Annotated in this window: 14 protein-coding genes; 13 read left to right on the forward strand and 1 reads right to left on the reverse strand. The window is 41.6% G+C overall.

Features of this window, described 5'->3' with window-relative positions; genetic code table 11:
* Positions 1-35: 35 nt before the first annotated feature.
* Genes lepB through acpS form a run of 5 tightly spaced genes read left to right on the forward strand, consistent with a single transcriptional unit; the run spans position 36 to position 3,610 of the window.
* The gene (gene lepB / locus BUA59_RS10250) at positions 36-860 is read left to right on the forward strand and encodes a signal peptidase I (protein ID WP_072839610.1); all 825 of its coding nucleotides are present in this window, start codon (positions 36-38) and stop codon (positions 858-860) included.
* A 17-nt stretch (positions 861-877) separates the two neighbouring features.
* Positions 878-1,561 (forward strand): ribonuclease III, encoded by a 684-nt coding sequence (gene rnc / locus BUA59_RS10255; protein ID WP_072839611.1) that lies wholly within the window; start codon positions 878-880, stop codon positions 1,559-1,561.
* Entirely contained in the window at positions 1,554-2,456 is a 903-nt protein-coding gene (gene era, locus BUA59_RS10260) for a GTPase Era (RefSeq protein ID WP_072839612.1), read from the forward strand. Before rnc ends, era begins: the two co-directional genes overlap by 8 nt.
* 5 nt (positions 2,457-2,461) lie before the next feature.
* Positions 2,462-3,199, forward strand: a complete 738-nt coding sequence (gene recO, locus BUA59_RS10265) for a DNA repair protein RecO (protein WP_072839613.1) — start codon at positions 2,462-2,464, stop codon at positions 3,197-3,199.
* A gap of 27 nt (positions 3,200-3,226) precedes the next feature.
* Positions 3,227-3,610 (forward strand): holo-ACP synthase, encoded by a 384-nt coding sequence (gene acpS / locus BUA59_RS10270; RefSeq protein WP_072839614.1) that lies wholly within the window; start codon positions 3,227-3,229, stop codon positions 3,608-3,610.
* Positions 3,611-3,616: 6 nt separating this feature from the next.
* Here acpS and BUA59_RS10275 read toward each other — a convergent pair whose 3' ends face one another.
* Positions 3,617-6,424 (reverse strand): response regulator, encoded by a 2,808-nt coding sequence (locus BUA59_RS10275; protein ID WP_072839615.1) that lies wholly within the window; start codon positions 6,422-6,424, stop codon positions 3,617-3,619.
* 382 nt (positions 6,425-6,806) lie between these two features.
* On the opposite strand from BUA59_RS10275, the gene cysM reads away from it, so the two are divergent.
* From cysM to BUA59_RS10315, 8 genes are all read left to right on the forward strand, one after another.
* Complete coding sequence (cysM, locus tag BUA59_RS10280; RefSeq protein ID WP_072839616.1) at positions 6,807-7,700, forward strand: cysteine synthase CysM; 894 nt, start codon at positions 6,807-6,809, stop codon at positions 7,698-7,700.
* A gap of 154 nt (positions 7,701-7,854) precedes the next feature.
* A complete protein-coding gene (rlmD, locus tag BUA59_RS10285; RefSeq protein WP_084122334.1) occupies positions 7,855-9,177 on the forward strand; it encodes a 23S rRNA (uracil(1939)-C(5))-methyltransferase RlmD in 1,323 nt (440 codons plus the stop codon).
* Positions 9,178-9,193: 16 nt separating this feature from the next.
* A complete protein-coding gene (gene relA, locus BUA59_RS10290) occupies positions 9,194-11,443 on the forward strand; it encodes a GTP diphosphokinase (RefSeq protein ID WP_072839617.1) in 2,250 nt (749 codons plus the stop codon).
* Positions 11,440-12,243: a nucleoside triphosphate pyrophosphohydrolase gene (gene mazG / locus BUA59_RS10295; protein WP_072839618.1), complete on the forward strand. Its 804-nt coding sequence runs from the start codon at positions 11,440-11,442 to the stop codon at positions 12,241-12,243. Before relA ends, mazG begins: the two co-directional genes overlap by 4 nt.
* A gap of 85 nt (positions 12,244-12,328) precedes the next feature.
* Positions 12,329-14,959, forward strand: a complete 2,631-nt coding sequence (ppc, locus tag BUA59_RS10300; protein WP_072839619.1) for a phosphoenolpyruvate carboxylase — start codon at positions 12,329-12,331, stop codon at positions 14,957-14,959.
* Between the two features lie 226 nt (positions 14,960-15,185).
* The gene (gene adk, locus BUA59_RS10305; RefSeq protein ID WP_012068970.1) at positions 15,186-15,842 is read left to right on the forward strand and encodes an adenylate kinase; all 657 of its coding nucleotides are present in this window, start codon (positions 15,186-15,188) and stop codon (positions 15,840-15,842) included.
* A gap of 7 nt (positions 15,843-15,849) precedes the next feature.
* On the forward strand, positions 15,850-16,557 hold the full coding sequence (gene tsaB, locus BUA59_RS10310; protein ID WP_072839620.1) for a tRNA (adenosine(37)-N6)-threonylcarbamoyltransferase complex dimerization subunit type 1 TsaB: 708 nt from the start codon (positions 15,850-15,852) through the stop codon (positions 16,555-16,557).
* 4 nt (positions 16,558-16,561) lie between these two features.
* Complete coding sequence (locus BUA59_RS10315; RefSeq protein WP_072839621.1) at positions 16,562-17,362, forward strand: undecaprenyl-diphosphate phosphatase; 801 nt, start codon at positions 16,562-16,564, stop codon at positions 17,360-17,362.
* The last annotated feature ends 69 nt before the right edge of the window (positions 17,363-17,431 follow it).

A 17,431-nucleotide genomic window follows, 5' to 3' on the forward strand; every position in this document is an offset into this window, starting at 1 on the left:
GTGTGCCAATGCACACCTTGGTGGAGAAATGAACTATGGGTTTTGATTTCGAATTGATACTGGCCATTGCGTTTTTGGTGACAGGTGTCTTCTGGGTTTACGACCGCATTGTATATTTACCAAAGCGTAAAGTCGTTTTGGCAAATATGGCGATAGAAACACGAAGTGCTTTGAGTAAAGATGCTCAGCAGAGATTAGCCGAAACACCTAAATTCGTTGTAGAGGTGAAGTCATACTTCATTATTATTGCGGTTATATTTGGCTTGCGTTCTTTTGTTGTTGAACCTTTTCAGATTCCATCCGGTTCTATGCTGCCAACGTTAAAAATAGGCGACTTTATTCTGGTGAATAAATTTGATTATGGTCTTCGTTTGCCAGTTCTAAATACAACTATTATTCCTACTACAGAGCCAAAACGTGGGGATGTGGTTGTTTTTAAATATCCTCGTGATCCTAGTCTAAACTACATTAAGCGTCTAGTTGGTCTGCCTGGTGATCAAGTGAGCTATCACAATAAGGTTTTGACGATCAATGGTCAGCAAGTTAGTAAAGAGTTTTTAGCTAAGTTGCCCGTGTCATTGAACCCAGACCAAGAGCCTGTAGACTTGTTTAGTGAAAACTTAGGTGGTGTACAACACGATATTTATAATAGTTACCGATTTACTCCCCATGAAGGTGAATGGACTGTACCAGCAGGGCATTACTTTGTGATGGGTGATAATAGAGATAATAGCGCTGATAGCCGATTTTGGGGTTTTGTCCCAGATGAAAACATGAAAGGTCGTGCCTTTTATGTTTGGCTGCATTGGGACAATTTTTTTAGTATCCCAAGCTTTAAAAATAACGGTTTGATTGAATAAGTATTTTTGGAGACATTTTGAGTTCATTGTATCAGAAGCTGAGTCGGCGAATTGGTTACTTTTTTGCTGACCTTGGACTGCTTGAACTGGCGCTAACGCACCGTAGTTTTGGTGGAAAAAATAATGAGCGCCTTGAATTTTTGGGTGACTCGATTCTTAATTACGTGATAGCGGAAGATCTTTTTCACCGTTTTCCAAAAGCCAAAGAAGGCGAACTAAGCCGTTTGAGAGCCTCGTTAGTAAAAGGCGATACTTTAGCTGAATTGGCCAGAGAGTTTGAATTAGGTGACTACCTTAAACTAGGTGCTGGGGAATTGAAGAGTGGTGGTTTTCGACGTGACTCTATTTTGGCAGATACCGTAGAAGGGATTATAGGTGCCATGTATTTAGATGCCGGCATGGATGTTTGTCGCCAGCATATACTAGCGTGGTACAAAGAACGTTTGGATGCTACGTCGCTAAAGATTGTTACTAAAGATGCTAAAACTCGTCTACAAGAATTTTTGCAAGCTCGTAAGCATGCGTTGCCTCAATATGATGTGGTTAATATTGTAGGTGATCCCCATGATCAGACTTTCTATGTTCATTGTCACATTGAACTCTGTGAAGAGTTTATTGAAGGTAAGGGTAATAGCCGTCGAATTGCAGAGCAAAATGCAGCTGCAAAAGCATTGAAAAAACTGGAAAAGAAAGATGTCTGAAGTTGAAGTTACGCACTGTGGTTATATTGCCATTGTTGGGCGCCCAAATGTGGGTAAGTCAACTTTGCTTAATCACATCTTGGGTCAAAAATTATCTATTACTTCACGTAAGCCACAGACAACACGTGATCAGATTCTTGGTGTGAAAACCGAAGGTCACGTTCAGGCTATTTATGTTGATACACCTGGACTGCATTTAGGTGAAACCAAAGCCATTAACCGTATTATGAATAAAACTGCAGCAGCGGCATTGAAAGATGTTGATGTGGTGTTGTTTGTTATTGATGCTGATCGTTGGACTGAGGAAGATGAATCAGTTCTTCAAAAGGTCAAACATGCGCGCTGCCCTGTTATCTTGGTAGTGAATAAAGTGGATCAATTGGATCAGAAAGAAGATCTATTACCACGTTTGGCTAACTTATCTGATCGTATGAATTTTGCACAGATAGTGCCTATTTCAGCGTTGCGTAATAACAACTTAGATCGTTTGGAGCGCTTGGTAGAAAGCTATATTCCAGAAGGGGTACAATTTTACCCTGAAGATCAGATTACCAACCGTAGCTCACGATTTTTGGCAGCTGAAATAGTACGTGAAAAAATCACTCGTCAGCTTGGCCAAGAAGTGCCTTATGAAGTGGCTGTGCAGATTGAGGAATTTGTTTACGAAGAATCTGCTATTCATATTAGTGCGTTAATTTTGGTTGAGCGAAATGGTCAAAAGCGCATAATTATCGGCGAACGTGGCGATAAAATTAAGCTTATCGGTAAAGAAGCTCGTATTGATATGGAGAATTTATTTCAGCATAAAGTGATGTTGAATCTCTGGATCAAAATACGTTCTGGTTGGTCCGATGATGAGCGAGCGTTAGCCAGTTTAGGTTATCAGGAAGAATAATTCCGATGCGCGTTTCTGCGTATGTGATTCATACTCGCCCTTTTCAGGATAGTAAAATCCTGCTTGATATGTTAACACTTGAGCAGGGTTTGATTAGGGGGGTATGGCGATTACCAAAAAAAGAGGCTCGGGTCATACCTGGGCCTTTTTTATGTTATGAAATGGAGTTTTCTGGCCGCAGCGACTTAAAAACGGTGAAAAGCTTGGAGTCGGTAAAGTCGGCGTCTTCTTTGGAAGGCTTACCTTTATATGCGGCGCTGTATGTGCATGAGTTACTTGAGAAGCTGTTACCGATTAATCTTCCACTGCCTGATGTTTTTGAACTCTATAAATGGCTGATTGAAAGCTTGCATGCAGGGGCTCCGATAGCACCTTTATTAAGACGTTTTGAGGTTGGTTTGTTTTCGGAGTTAGGTGTTGGTATTAATATGATATCAACTGGTCGAGGTGAGGTGCTTGAGGCGCGTCAGCTGTATCAATTTCATTATAAGTTTGGTCTACGACCCTATTATGGTGAGATACCTAAGCAAATGCCGATGTTGTTTGTCGAAGGGCAAGTTGCGCTCGATTACTATGCTGGCAAGTGGATGGATAAGCAAGTTTTAAGTCTTGCAAAAGAGTTACATCGTAATTGGTTGGATAGTTTGTTGAATGGCAAACCTATTGTTTCTAGGCGTTTGCTACCAAAGCAGCCTTTTCAAGGGGAACGGCATTTAGGAGTGCCTATTTTTCGTGCTTTGTGAAGATTGGTTCTATAAAGAGGTGAGTGTTTGATTATCGGAGTTGGAACTGACTTAGTTGAAATTGCTCGTATTGCTCAGTCAATTGAGCGTTTGGGTGAGCGATTTATTGATAGGATATTGACTGCTGCAGAGAAAGAACGTTGGCTACAAATTAATAATCTAGATAAAGCAAATGCCTACGTTGCGAAGCGTTTTGCTGCAAAAGAAGCTGCAGTTAAAGCGTTGGGAACAGGTATTGGTTTAGGTGTTAGTTTTCAGCATTTTAGCGTTAGTAACCTGCCTTCTGGTCAGCCGGTTCTTACCGTTGATGAAAGTATCATTGCTCGTTATGACTTCCCTGTATCGTGGCATCTAAGTTTAACCGATGAAAAAGCTTATGCTCAGGCTTTTGTCGTTCTTGAATCTAAATAGTTAAGTCTAAATAGTTGAATCTAAGGGCTGAGGCCAAGGAATAAGCTGTCTATGGCTTAGCAGCTCTTCTATTGCTTCAATAAAGTCTTCCGCTACGCCGTCAGCGTCTTCCAAGCCTAACTCTTTTAGGTGTGTTTCTAAAAATCCAGCATGGCGTGCAATGTTGATGGTGCCAGTATATTTAGAGGCGCCATGTATTCTGTGTACTACTTCAATGAGTTTTTCTGTGTCTTGGTTTTCTAAGTGATGTTGGATGAGTTTTTTCTCAGCATCTAATGAGTCTGCCAGCATATCAAACATCTCTTTTGCAATGTTGGTTTTGCCATCGACAATTTCAAGTGCTTTTTCTAAATCGAAAATACCAATTAGCTTGTCATCTACTTGATCTTGAAAACTTTTTGTATTTAAGCGCCAAGTTTCGATGGTACTAAGAAGAAGTTCTTCATTAATAGGCTTAGTTAGATACGCATTCATACCGCTTGCGAGTATTTGTTGTTGTTCAGACCCTAAGGCGTGAGCGGTTAGTGCAATAATGGGTGTGTTTTTATAGTTTTCTATTTGTCGGAGTTGTCTTGTGGTTTCCATGCCGTCCATTTCAGGCATTTGTATGTCCATAAATATTTGATCAAAGCTTTCGCTCATTGCCATATCGATGGCTTGTCGGCCGCTATAGGCTAAAGATACTTCGATGCCGATAGGGACTAGCCAGTGTTTTAGTAATTGTAAGTTTATTGGTGAATCATCGACTGCAAGAATTTTGAGACCGCTAATTTTTTCCTGTAGTACATTTATTTGATGCTGTTGGGGGTGTTGAAGTGTAGTTGAGGTGTTTCTGTTATTAAGGTATTGCAATGCGTTGTAGAGACGATCATGGCTAATAGGTTTAAGTAGAATGTCACTACATAGTTCTTTTAAATCAGGATAATGAGCAATTTGGCCGGGAGGCTGAATCATTAAAATACATGGAATAGAAAATTGTTGCGTAGAATAGGTAATAAGCTCGCGAGCTTCGGCAACACTTTGCTCATCAGGCATAACACTTAGTAGAATAGCGTCAATGGTGTCATGTTGCTTATTTAGTAGAGCTACCATTTGTTCTAAGTCCGAACAGGCTGTACAGCTAACACCAATGCTTTGTAAGTAGTTGGTCAGATAGCTTTTATAAGTCGCGCTAGGTTCTAGTAGCACTGCATGACGATTTAGGGCGCTTTTATCATTGCTTAATTTTGGCGACGTTTTTAGATTGATAGTGAATCGGAATGTTGAGCCTATGCTTGGATCGCTGCTAACTTCAATTTTGCCATTCATTTGCTCAACCAGCTTTTTGGTAATAACTAACCCAAGTCCAGTTCCACCAAATTGTCTGGTGGTGCTGGTGTCTACTTGTGAAAAAGGCTTAAAAAGGCGGTTGATTTTATGTTCGGCAATACCTATGCCTGTATCTATAATCTGAAAAGATAAAGTGATTTCTTGTGGGCTTTGTGAAGCGATGGATACCCTTGTGCGAACTGACCCTTGGTGGGTAAACTTAATCGCATTGCCAATCAAATTTGTTAAAATTTGGCGTACTCGTGTGCTGTCTCCAACAAACCATTCTGGCACATCCTGGTTGAATTCTGGTACTAAATCGATCTGTTTTTCTTTCGTTAGCAAATTGATGCTGAGGATTTGATATACATCATCTAATAATGTTTTCAGATTGAAGTGGTTGCTTTCAAGATTGAGCTTACCAGCCTCAATCTTTGAAAAATCCAATATATCGCCAATGATGGTAAGTAGGCTATTGGTCGATTGTTCAATGGTGTCCACATAAAGTCGTTGCTGAGTATCTGTAATGTCTTTCTGCAGTGTTTTTGTATAACCGAGAATCGCGTTTAATGGAGTACGAACTTCATGGCTAATATTGGCAAGAAATTGTGATTTTAAACGGTTTGATTCCATTGCTTCGCGATTTGCTATATGTAGCTGCGCACTTTTTTCTTCCATGCTATCCATGCTACGGCGAATATCTTCCGTTGACTGCTCAATGCCTGCAATCAGTTCTTCATTGTGATGTTCTAATCTTTCTGTTAAATCAAGCAGGTCTTTTTGGAGTGCTGCGTACTCTGGTGGTAATTTCATTAACTTGGCACTAGAAAATTGACCTTTAACCAATTTGTTTAGCGCAGAAGAGAGCCTATTTATTGGCAGAGTTAATGTTCTTGATAGATGAAATGCACCTAAAATAACCAGTATATTAAAGATAAGCAGAATAAAAATAATCAGGCAGGCGTATTGGTATTTTTCTATTTGAATTGCTGATTTGTTAGCTTCAATTTTTACCCAGCCGATTAAACTGCGCTGGTCTACAGTGTTGAATAAGTCTGCTTGAGTGTTAAAAGTGCCATTAAGAGAGTTGTTGGTGTAATGAATGGCGCTAATCGATTCTATGTATTTATCATATTGTTTTATATAGCTATTTTCTGGAAAATTGGTGTCGCTTGATTCTGGCGCTTTACCAAGTTCTGCTATGAGTTTTTGTTCGCTATTAAAAAGTTGAACACTACTTATATCTTGATTGTTTAGTGCATTTTGTAATATCCGATACATCATGTTTTGGTCGGAAAAAACAATGGCATATTCGCTGGTTGTAGCGACTTGTTCAGTGATATGTGAGGTGTGCTCGTATAAATTACGATTTAGATCACTAAAGCGAGTAGATAAGAGAAAAGTGCCAGCTAGCAATGAGACTACGAAAACAGGTGCAAATAATGCCCAAAAAAGTTTACTGCTTAGTCTTAGAGTTGGTAGGTTTGAGAAAGGTGATTTCTTCATACTAAGAATCTAGTCTGTTGGTTAATAGCAGGATAGATTGCCTTGGTCTTTACGGTCATTACATTCTCTTTCATAGTTGCCGCATATATGTTGTTCGCTGCTAGATGGAGAGCGAATGTAAGCACACTCACGCCACTTTTTTCTGAGTTCTAGATTGTTCAGTCCAGTGAGATTTTCGTTGGACTTGTCACAGCTACTGATCATTAGTAATAACAAAAGTAGGGTGAAAATGCGTGTTATGAGCATATCTTTTACTCTAGAATGCGATATTGAAACTAAGTTTATAACGCTTTCTTATTGTACTGTTTAGCGTAAGTGTTCTTAAATAGGCTTAAAGTGTTAAGTTTCATTCCCTAAGTCATCAATGTCAATGAAGTTTTTTATGATCCAATACCCTAGTATCGAGTCCTTAATCGGGCAAACACCTTTGGTTCGCTTGCAGCGCATCAACCCAAATCCAAGCAACACGGTTTTATTAAAGCTTGAAGGACAAAATCCTGCAGGTTCAGTAAAAGATCGTCCTGCTTTAAATATGATACTTCAGGCAGAACTTCGCGGTGATATAAAACCGGGCGATAGTTTAATCGAAGCAACCAGTGGTAATACTGGTATCGCGTTAGCCATGGTGGCAGCTATTAAAGGCTATAAAATGCACTTGATCATGCCTGACAATATGAGCCAAGAACGTAAGTCTGCGATGACAGCTTATGGGGCAATATTGCATCTGGTGACAAAAGAAGAGGGTATGGAAAGAGCGCGAGATCTTGCTCAAGAAATGCAAGATCAAGGTGTTGGTATTGTCTTGAATCAGTTTGCGAACCAAGACAACCCCAACGCCCACTATCTAACAACTGGGCCAGAGATTTGGCAGCAAACACAAGGCACAGTGACGCACTTTGTAAGCTCCATGGGAACCACGGGTACTATCATGGGTGTTTCTCATTACCTGAAAGAGCAGAATAAAGACATTCAGATTGTTGGACTGCAACCACAAGACGGTTCCAGTATTCCTGGTATTCGTCGTTGGCCAAAAGAGTATTTACCGTCTATTTTTGATGAAAGTCGAGTGGATACTGTCATGGATGTGTCTCAACAGGCTGCGGAAGTGACGATGCGTCGTTTAGCAAAAGAAGAAGGTATTTTTTGTGGTGTTTCTTCTGGTGGTTCTGTTGCCATTGCATTGGAGTTATCTAAACAGCTCAATAATGCGGTGATCGTGGCAATTATTTGTGATCGTGGTGATAGATATTTGTCGACAGGTGTTTTTGATAGCTAAGTGACTTTTGTCTGTGACATCTCATCAGGGTATCAGTACCTTTCAATTATTTAAGGCTCGCTTTCACGTACTGTTCTGTATTCAGATGCGATAGAATAACCGCGCATTTATCCTATTTATCCCAAAAAGAGAGTCGGGAATAAGAGAGCCACTTTTGAGAAGAAGAACATCCCCACGTCGAACAGCAACCTCTAAGCCGCAGTCGATTGGTCCAATACAGACCTTCGAAGTGGACGGTTTGACGCATGAAGCAAAAGGCGTTGCTCGTTTTCAAGGTAAAGTAACTTTTATTGAAGGTGCTTTGCCAGGTGAAACAGTCGAGGCGCAAGTTAATAAAGCAGGGCGCAACTTTGATGAAGCTGTTTTAGTAAATATCATTGAGCCTAGCGTTTATCGAGTTGAGCCCTCTTGCCAGCAGTTTAATGTCTGCGGCGGTTGTAGTTTTCAGCATTTAGCTGATGAGCAACAGCTAAATGCAAAAGCCGATTGGTTGCAAGGACAACTGCGTAATCTGATTACAACTCAAGAACTTGAACAGCTATCAGATAAACCTATGGGTTATCGTCGGCGTGCTCGTATTGCGATTGAGCTCAAAAAAGGTCGTATGGCATTGGGTTTTCGTGGTAAAGCATCTAAAGAAATCATCTCGATTGATCAATGTGTTGTGCTTGCTCCTAATTTGCAAAGTATCTTCCTTTCACTCAAGCTCGCGCTGTTAGAAAATGATTTGGCGGGTGTGCTAGGTCATGTGGAATTGCTTGAAGACACTAAAGGTGTTTCGGTGTTGTTTCGACTAACGTCTTCAATATCCGATGAACTTAAAAATGCATGGGAAGACTGGGCCGAAAAAGAGCAGGTCGCTTTATATTGGCAAGCACCAAAAGCGGGCAAGGCGGAAGTGGCGCCTGAAAAAATGCGCTATTATGATCTTGTTGACTTAAGGTTGAAATATCACCCGCAAGACTTTATTCAAGTAAACGCTACTATGAATCAAAAGATGGTTGCGCAAGCAATGAGCTGGTTAAGTCCAAGTAAGCAAGATGTTGTATTGGATTTGTTTTGTGGTGTGGGGAATTTTTCTTTACCGTTGGCGCAGCATGCACAATCAGTCATTGGTGTTGAAGTACAAGAAACTATGGTTGAAGCCGCGCGAGAAAATGCGCGAGTTAATGGTTTGGATAACCTGTCGTTTGTGGCGGCGGATTTGACTAAGCCTGTGAATAATGAACTTTTTAAGCAGACCATTACCAAAGTATTGTTGGATCCACCTCGTGCTGGGGCGTTTGAGTTTTTAGACAGCATAATAAAAATTGGACCGACGCAAATATTGTATGTTTCTTGCAATGCTTCTACTTTAGCTAGGGATGCCGAGTATTTAGTTGCAAAGGGATATCGTGTTTTACGTGTTAGTTTGATGGATATGTTTCCGCAAACCTCTCATGTAGAAACGATGATGTTATTGCAAAAAAAGAAGTAAATTTAAGGGCGGATAAATGGTAACGGTAAGAAAAGATCACCCTGTGTTAGAGGATGGTAGTGTCGATATTGATGCTTGGATGGGGCACTTTGCACACCTCATTGATGACAGTACTCGAGTTCCTTTGCGTATGGCCTGTGAGTTGGCTCGTCAAGCTGAATTACAATGTGCTCGACCCTCTTATTGGGGGGCACAAGCGAGTACTTTCCGTGCTGGGCTAGAAATGGTTGAAATTCTTTCTGGATTTCGAGCAGACCAAGATTCATTGGTAGCCGCCGCCTTATATCGTGTTGTACGAGAAGATCAATTACCTATTTCCCGTGTTACCGAAATGTTTGGTCGTAAAGTCTCTTCGATTGTCGAAGGGGTGATGAAAATGGGTGAAGTCTCGAAAAATTTGACTGCTGACTCCGCGGCTGAAGTGTTAGGCAGTAGTGAAAATCAACTAGAATCACTACGCAAAATGCTGGTTTCCATCATTGATGATGTACGAGTTGTGCTGATTAAACTCGCTGAGCGTGCCTGCGCGATTAAAGAAGCCAAGCATCAAAACGAAGAGCGTCGTGTTGCTGTTGCGCTTGAAGTGCAAAGTGTTTATGCGCCTTTGGCCCATCGTTTGGGTATTGGTCATATCAAATGGGAGTTAGAAGATCTCTCTTTCCGTTATCTTTATCCCACTGATTACAAACGTATCGCCACTTGGTTAGACGAAAAACGTCTTGATCGCCAGCAGTACATTGATGATGTTATTGAGCTGCTAGATGACCGTTTAAAAGGCATTAATATTCATGCTGATCTAATGGGGCGAGCAAAGCACATCTATAGTATTTGGCGTAAAATGAAGCGCAAAAACATTGGCTTTGATGAAGTATACGATGTTCGTGCTGTGCGTATTTTAGTCGACGAACCGATGGAATGTTATGGTGTTCTAGGTGTGGTGCATAATTTATGGCGCCCAATTCCTCAGGAATTTGATGACTACATCAGTAACCCCAAATCGAATGGTTATCAGTCATTGCATACTGCGGTTATTGGTCCTCAAGGCCGTGCGCTTGAAATCCAGATTCGTACCCACAAAATGCATGAAGACGCAGAACTTGGGGTTTGTGCTCACTGGAAATACAAAGGTACGGATTTAAGTTCCAATAGCAGCAGCTACGAAGAAAAACTGCAGTGGTTAAGAACCATTTTAGACTTCCATGAAGTGCAAGGTGATTTGGAATCTTTGTCTGAACAAGTTCGCAGCGACATCGAGCAAGACCGTATTTATGTCTTTACCCCTGACGGTCATGTGGTCGATTTGCCTATTAATGCGACTGCGGTTGATTTTGCGTATCGAGTTCACACTGAAATTGGTCATCGCTGCCGTGGTGCCAAGGTAAATGGTAAAATTATTTCCTTAGTCACTCACTTAAAAACTGGCGACAAAGTTGAAATTCTCACCACTAAAGAGGGTGGCCCTAGCCGTGATTGGCTGCATCCGACATTAGGTTATGTGCAAACTAATCGCGCCAGAGCCAAGATTCAAAATTGGTTTAGAAAAGAAGATCGAGAGAAAAATCTGGATGCCGGCAAGCATTTACTCGATAAACAATTGAAACGTCTGGGTCTTGAAGATAATCGTATCGATTTACAAGCCATTTCTTCTCGCTTTAACTTCTCTTATGCTGATGAGGTATACGTAGCACTTGGCGCGGGAGACATTCAGTTATCTAAAGTGTTGCGTGTTATTGATGACTTTTACAATCTGAATGGTGAGACTGCGACACCGCGTCCAATTCGTTTGAAAAAGAGCCGTCATAAGTCTTCAGATAACGATATTCATATCTTAGGTGTAGGCAAATTATTAACACAGATGGCCAAATGTTGTACGCCTATTCCTGGGGATGACATCGTTGGTTTTATTACCCAAGGTCGTGGTGTGTCTGTGCACAGGCAGGATTGTATTAATATTGTTCAATTAGGTTTAGAAGAGCCTGAACGTATTATTGATGTTAGCTGGGGTGAAGAGCTTGATAACCAGTACCCTGTAAATATACAGGTGGAAGCTTATGATCGTACTGGCTTGCTCAATGACATCACTAGTTTACTGGCAAATGAAAAAGTAAATCTATTGTCGATGAATACCTTGTCTGCCAAAGAAAACCACACGGCAAGCATTCGCTTTACTATTGAAGTGGGTGAATTGAGCGTGCTGAGTAAGTTACTGCATCGTATTAATCAGCTACCTAACGTGTTGAATGTTTTCAGAGAGAGAGACTTTTGAGTAACGAGGTTAAACAGCTACAGTATTTGATGAGTTGCCTCAGGGACAAAGAGTTTGGTTGTGCTTGGGATAAAAAACAGACTTATAAAAGTATTGCACCTTATACGTTAGAAGAAACGTATGAAGTGTTAGATGCTATTGAGCGTGAAAATTTTGAGCATTTAAAAGAAGAGCTAGGAGATTTACTTTTCCAAGTTATTTTTTATGCACAAATGGCGGAAGAAGAACAGCGCTTTACATTTGATGATATCGCAGCTGGGATTGTTGAAAAAATGCTGCGCCGCCATCCTCATGTTTTTCCTGATGGCGATATTACGCGTTTTGGTGAACCAACGACGCTAACCGAACAGCAAATAGCGCAACAATGGCAACAGATTAAGGCGCAAGAAAAAGGCCCAACAGATAAAAGTCTGTTAGCTGAAGTGCCGGTCTCTATGCCAGCGTTAATGCAAGCAGTAAAAATTCAACAAAAAGTCGCTAAAGTTGGTTTTGATTGGCCAGATGTCGCACCGGTTTTTGACAAAATTAGAGAAGAGTTAGATGAACTTGAAGAGGCGATGAGAGAGCAAAATCACCTTCATGTTGAAGAGGAAGTGGGAGATGTTCTGTTTGCGGTCAGTAACTTGGCTCGTCATCTTGAGGTCTCGCCTGATGTGGCATTAAATAAAACGAATATAAAATTTCGTCGGCGCTTTGGTAGAATTGAAGCACTTGTGTCGGCACAAAATAAAAAACTAACAGATTGTTCTTTAAAAGAATTAGATAGTTATTGGGATCAGGCCAAACGCGAAGGTTTGTAGGCTGGCGTATCTGTTGAGTGAATAATCTGTTGGATAGATAATAGGGCGCTTGTAAAGGCGTTATTGGCAACATTAGGAGGGTGAAGTGAGTGATAGTCAGGCGTCATTACGCGAAAATGTTAGGTTGCTAGGAGACTGTCTTGGCGAAAGCATGAGCAATCATTTGGGAGAAGGTTTCCTAGAAAAAGTGGAAAATATCCGATTGCTATCGAAAGATGGACGTCAATCTGGTGATTCTGCCGCTCTTATTCAAGCCTTAGAAGCACTGGATGATAAAGAAATCGTGCCAGTTGCTAGAGCGTTTAATCAATTTTTGAACTTGTCTAATATTGCTGAACAATATCATCGGGTGCATCGCCGCCGTACTAATGAAAGTTTAGGTGTGTATCACAATCCTGTTGGCGATTTGTTAACCCGTCTTTCTAAGCAGAACTTTACTGCAGAGCAAATGATTTCATCATTGCAATCTCAATCGATTGAGCTTGTTCTTACTGCTCATCCTACGGAAGTGGTGCGTCGTTCACTGATTCGGAAATACGATAATATTTCCAGTGAGTTAGAAGCTCTCGATAAAGATAATATCCTGCCATTAGAAGAAACCAAACATATCCGTCGCCTGAAAGAAATTATCACTCAGGCTTGGCATACTGATGAAATTCGTGAAGATCGTCCTACGCCTGTGGATGAGGCAAAATGGGGTTTTGCTGTTATTGAGCAATCCTTATGGCAAGCTGTTCCACGTTTTTTTCGCCAATTAGATGAGCAATTTAGTGAATTTTCAAAAGAAGACCGTTTGCCACTCGATTTGGCGCCTATTCGCTTTGCAACTTGGATGGGGGGTGACCGAGACGGCAATCCGAATGTGACTCATAAAGTAACCAAGGAAGTTACTTTATTAGCTCGCTGGATGGCGGCGGATCTTTATATAAAAGATTTAAATGTGCTGCGTTCAGAGTTTTCTATGACGCAGTGTAATGCTGCCCTACGCGCACGTGTAGGCGATAGCACTCAGCCTTATCGGGAAGTCTTACGACATCTAGAAAACAAGATGTTGGCGACCAAAAACTGGGCGAAAGCATGCTTGGATGGTAAACCAACTTCCGGTGAGGATATTTTTCTTGATATTCAAGAGCTCACCGATGATCTTATTTTGTGCTATCAGTCTTTGTTAGATTGCGGTATGAAGGTGATTGCTAATGGGTCACTGCTTGATCTTATTCGTTGTGCGGCAACCTTTGGCTCGACCTTAGTTCGTTTGGATGTTCGCCAAGATGCTTCTCGTCATATCGATGCCTTATCTGCTATTACGCGCTTTTATGGGCTTGGTGATTACGCCGAATGGGATGAAGCGTCCCGACAAGCTTTTTTGTTGACCGAGTTGAATTCTAAACGTCCGCTTTTACCTATGGAGTGGACGCCAACAGCTGAAGTGAAAGAAGTGCTCGATACATTCGCGATGATTTCCCAAGGTCAGCAGAATTCGTTTGGCTCTTATGTTATTTCAATGGCCAGTGCGCCATCGGATGTTTTGGCAGTTGCATTAATGCTAAAAGAGTCTGGCGTCAGTTTTCCTATGCGTATTGTTCCTTTGTTCGAAACCCTTGCGGATTTGGATAACGCTGAGCCTATTATCGAACAGCTATTTTCAATTCCTTGGTACAAGTCTTATATCAACGGCCGCCAAGAAGTGATGATAGGCTATTCGGATTCTGCCAAAGATGCTGGACAAATTGCCGCAACGTGGGGGCAATATCGAGCACAAGAAGCGCTGACTCGTCTTTGTAAAAAGCATGGTATCCATCTGACTTTGTTTCATGGTCGCGGCGGCACCGTGGGTCGTGGCGGCGGCCCAGCTCATGTAGCAATTTTGTCGCAACCGCCAGGTTCTGTTAATGGCGCTATTCGAGTGACTGAGCAAGGTGAAATGATTCGATTTAAGTTCGGTATTCCTGATATCGCAGTGCGTTCTTTGGAGCTTTACTGTTCCGCTGTGATGGAGGCGTCTTTGATTCCTGCAGAGCCTCCTAAAGAGGAATGGCGTGCGATTATGGATGAAATGGCTGAAGTGGGGATGAATCAATATCGTTCTATTATTCGTGGTCATGAAGACTTTGTGCCTTACTTTAGAGCAACAACGCCAGAACAAGAATTAGCCAAGTTGCCTTTAGGCTCTCGCCCTGCACGTCGTCGTTCTGATGGCGGTGTAGAGAGTTTGCGTGCCATTCCTTGGATCTTTGCTTGGATGCAAATTCGCCTTATGTTGCCCGCATGGTTGGGCGCAGAGAGTGCCCTGCTGCAGGGTGTCGAATCTGGTAATTTGGAAAAACTACGCGAGATGCACAAAAAATGGCCGTTCTTTGGTGCTTATTTGGACATGCTTGATATGGTATTGGCAAAAGCAGAACCTGAGATTGCTGAATATTATGAAAAGCGTCTAGTGGGTGAAGAATTGCAAGGCTTAGGGCGTTTGTTGCGTGGCAAGCTTAAGCAAGTGAGTGAGCTGGTGAAAATGCTTAAGAAGCAAGAGCGACTCATTGAAGATAATAAAACCATCCGTCAGTCTATTGATGTGCGTAACCCGTATATAGATCCTTTGCACTATTTGCAGGCAGAGCTTTTGTATCGCAGTCGAAAAGATGAAGAAAATGCAGAAGTGAATAAAGCCTTAATGATTACCATGGCAGGTATTGCTAGTGGTATGCAAAATACGGGCTAATTGCAAATGTGGTTGATAAATGCTCAGTATGAGTAAGAAAATGATAAAAAAAGGCACGTAAATTTGCATATTGGATGGCTGCTTGGGTATGCTTGGCGACCATTCAATTTTTTAGTATGCAATTGGTTTGTCTGTTCACCTTGCTGCCGTGCTTAATTGCGCGTTGATGATGCATTGTGCCAGTCATCCTTGCTATTCAGTTAACGCTGTCTTTTGGAGACTTTTTATGCGAGTAATATTATTAGGTGCGCCAGGCGCTGGTAAAGGTACTCAAGCTCAGTTTATTACGGAGGAGTTTGGTATTCCGCAGATCTCTACAGGAGATATGTTGCGTGCAGCCGTAAAAGCCGGAAGCGAAATGGGTTTAAAAGCCAAAGCTGTAATGGACGCTGGTCAGCTTGTTTCTGATGATATTATCATTGGTTTAGTAAAAGAGCGTTTGACTCAAGATGATTGTGCAAACGGTGCTTTGTTTGATGGCTTTCCGCGTACTATCCCTCAGGCCGATGCTTTGAAAGATGCTGGTGTTGAAATTGACTACGTTGTAGAAATCGATGTGGCTGATGAAGAAATTGTAAAACGCATGAGTGGGCGTCGTGTCCATGAAGCTTCAGGTCGTACTTATCACCTAGTGTATAATCCACCTAAAGTAGAAGGCAAAGACGATGTAACGGGGGAGGACCTTGTGCAGCGTGCAGACGATACAGAAGAAACTGTTCGTTTACGCTTAGGTGTTTATCACGATCAAACCGCGCCATTAATTGGTTACTACCAAGATTGGCTAAAAGCAGACAGCGCAACAGCGCCTAAGTTTGTGAAAGTTAATGGTATCGGTGATTTGAATGAAATTAAACAAAGCCTATTAGCATCGTTAAAGGCTTAATTATTCAATGACGGTTATTTTAGCATTAGATACATCAACGCCAGCTTGCTCAGTGGCGTTGAATATTGATGGGGTTGTGTTGGAAGACTTCCGCATGGCTCCACGCCTTCATAACGATCTGATTTTGCCTATGGTAGACCAGATTCTCAGTCAGGCTGGTTTAGCTTTATCCGATCTAGATGCGATCGCCTTTGGGCGAGGGCCTGGGTCTTTTACGGGGCTAAGAATCAGTGCAGGGGTTGTACAAGGTCTTGCCTTTGGTGCAGATTTACCTGTTATACCCGTTTCGACGCTTGCAGCCTTGTCATTGGAAGGTTTTCAAAAGACTGGTAAAAATAATTGGCTGGCCGCTCTTGATGCTCGTATGGGCGAAATTTACATGGGTGGTTATAGTGTCAATAAGATAGAAGGGTGTTATGAAATAGATTCATTAATTGATGAGTGTGTTGTTAAGCCTGCGGCTTTGTCTGCGTTTTCAACTAGCTTTGATGGAGTCGGGTCTGGCTGGTGCTATGAAGATGTTTTAACACCGCTACTTCCTAGTCATCCTACTCATATTTTAACTGACTTAGCTCCTCGTGCCGCTTGCATTGCTGAATTGGCTCTATTGTTATTTAAAAAAGGTGAAATGGTGTCTGCTTATGATGCTATTCCAACTTATTTAAGGGATGAAATTAGCTGGGAAAAACAGGCTCCGCGTATAGGGAAGCGTTAGTTATATGTTGTGGTACCACATTGTTTTTTTGGCAGTTATTCAAGGGTTAACAGAGTTTCTGCCTATTTCAAGTTCTGCTCATTTAATACTTCCTGCGCAATTACTGCATTGGCCTGATCAAGGATTGGCATTTGATGTTGCTGTGCACGTAGGAACTTTAATAGCCATTGTTGGCTATTTTAGAAAAGACATCGCACAAATCGTGGTGGCTTGGTGTGTATCCATTAGAGATAAACGCTCGACATCTAATAGTCGCTTAGCTTGGTGGATCTGTCTTGCTACTTTGCCAGCTTGTGTTGCAGGTTTGTTATTTGATGACTTAATAAGCACTCATTTACGTTCTTTGGAAGTAATTGCTTACACCACCATTGGGTTTGGTGTGTTGCTTTGGTTTTCAGATAAATATGGTGCATCTCAAAAAACTGAAGAAGATTTTGGTTTGAAAAGTGTGCTCTATATTGGCTTTGCTCAAGCGCTGGCTTTAATTCCTGGAACTTCTCGTTCTGGAATTACGATGACGGCGGCTCGTTTTCTTGGCTTTAGTCGCGAGTGTGCTGCTCGGTTTTCATTTCTTTTGTCTATCCCTCTTATACTGGCTGCTGGTGGCTTAAAGTCGATTGAACTTGTATCGTCAGATATTGCGGTCGATTGGGCGAGTATCTTTATGGGTGTTATTCTGTCTGCAATCAGCGCCTATCTTTGTATCTATCTGTTTTTGAAGTGGCTTAATAAGATTGGTTTTTTTCCGTTCTTTGTCTACAGATTAGTCTTGGGTATAGCCCTTCTATTAATTGTTTATCTTTAGATTCTTAAGGATATTTAGTTAGATTAAGTGCTTTGTTCTTTGAAGTAGCAGCGAATTTTTTAGTTAAGA

The organism is Marinomonas polaris DSM 16579, from assembly GCF_900129155.1.
In the GTDB taxonomy this organism is placed as follows: Bacteria; Pseudomonadota; Gammaproteobacteria; order Pseudomonadales; family Marinomonadaceae; genus Marinomonas; species Marinomonas polaris.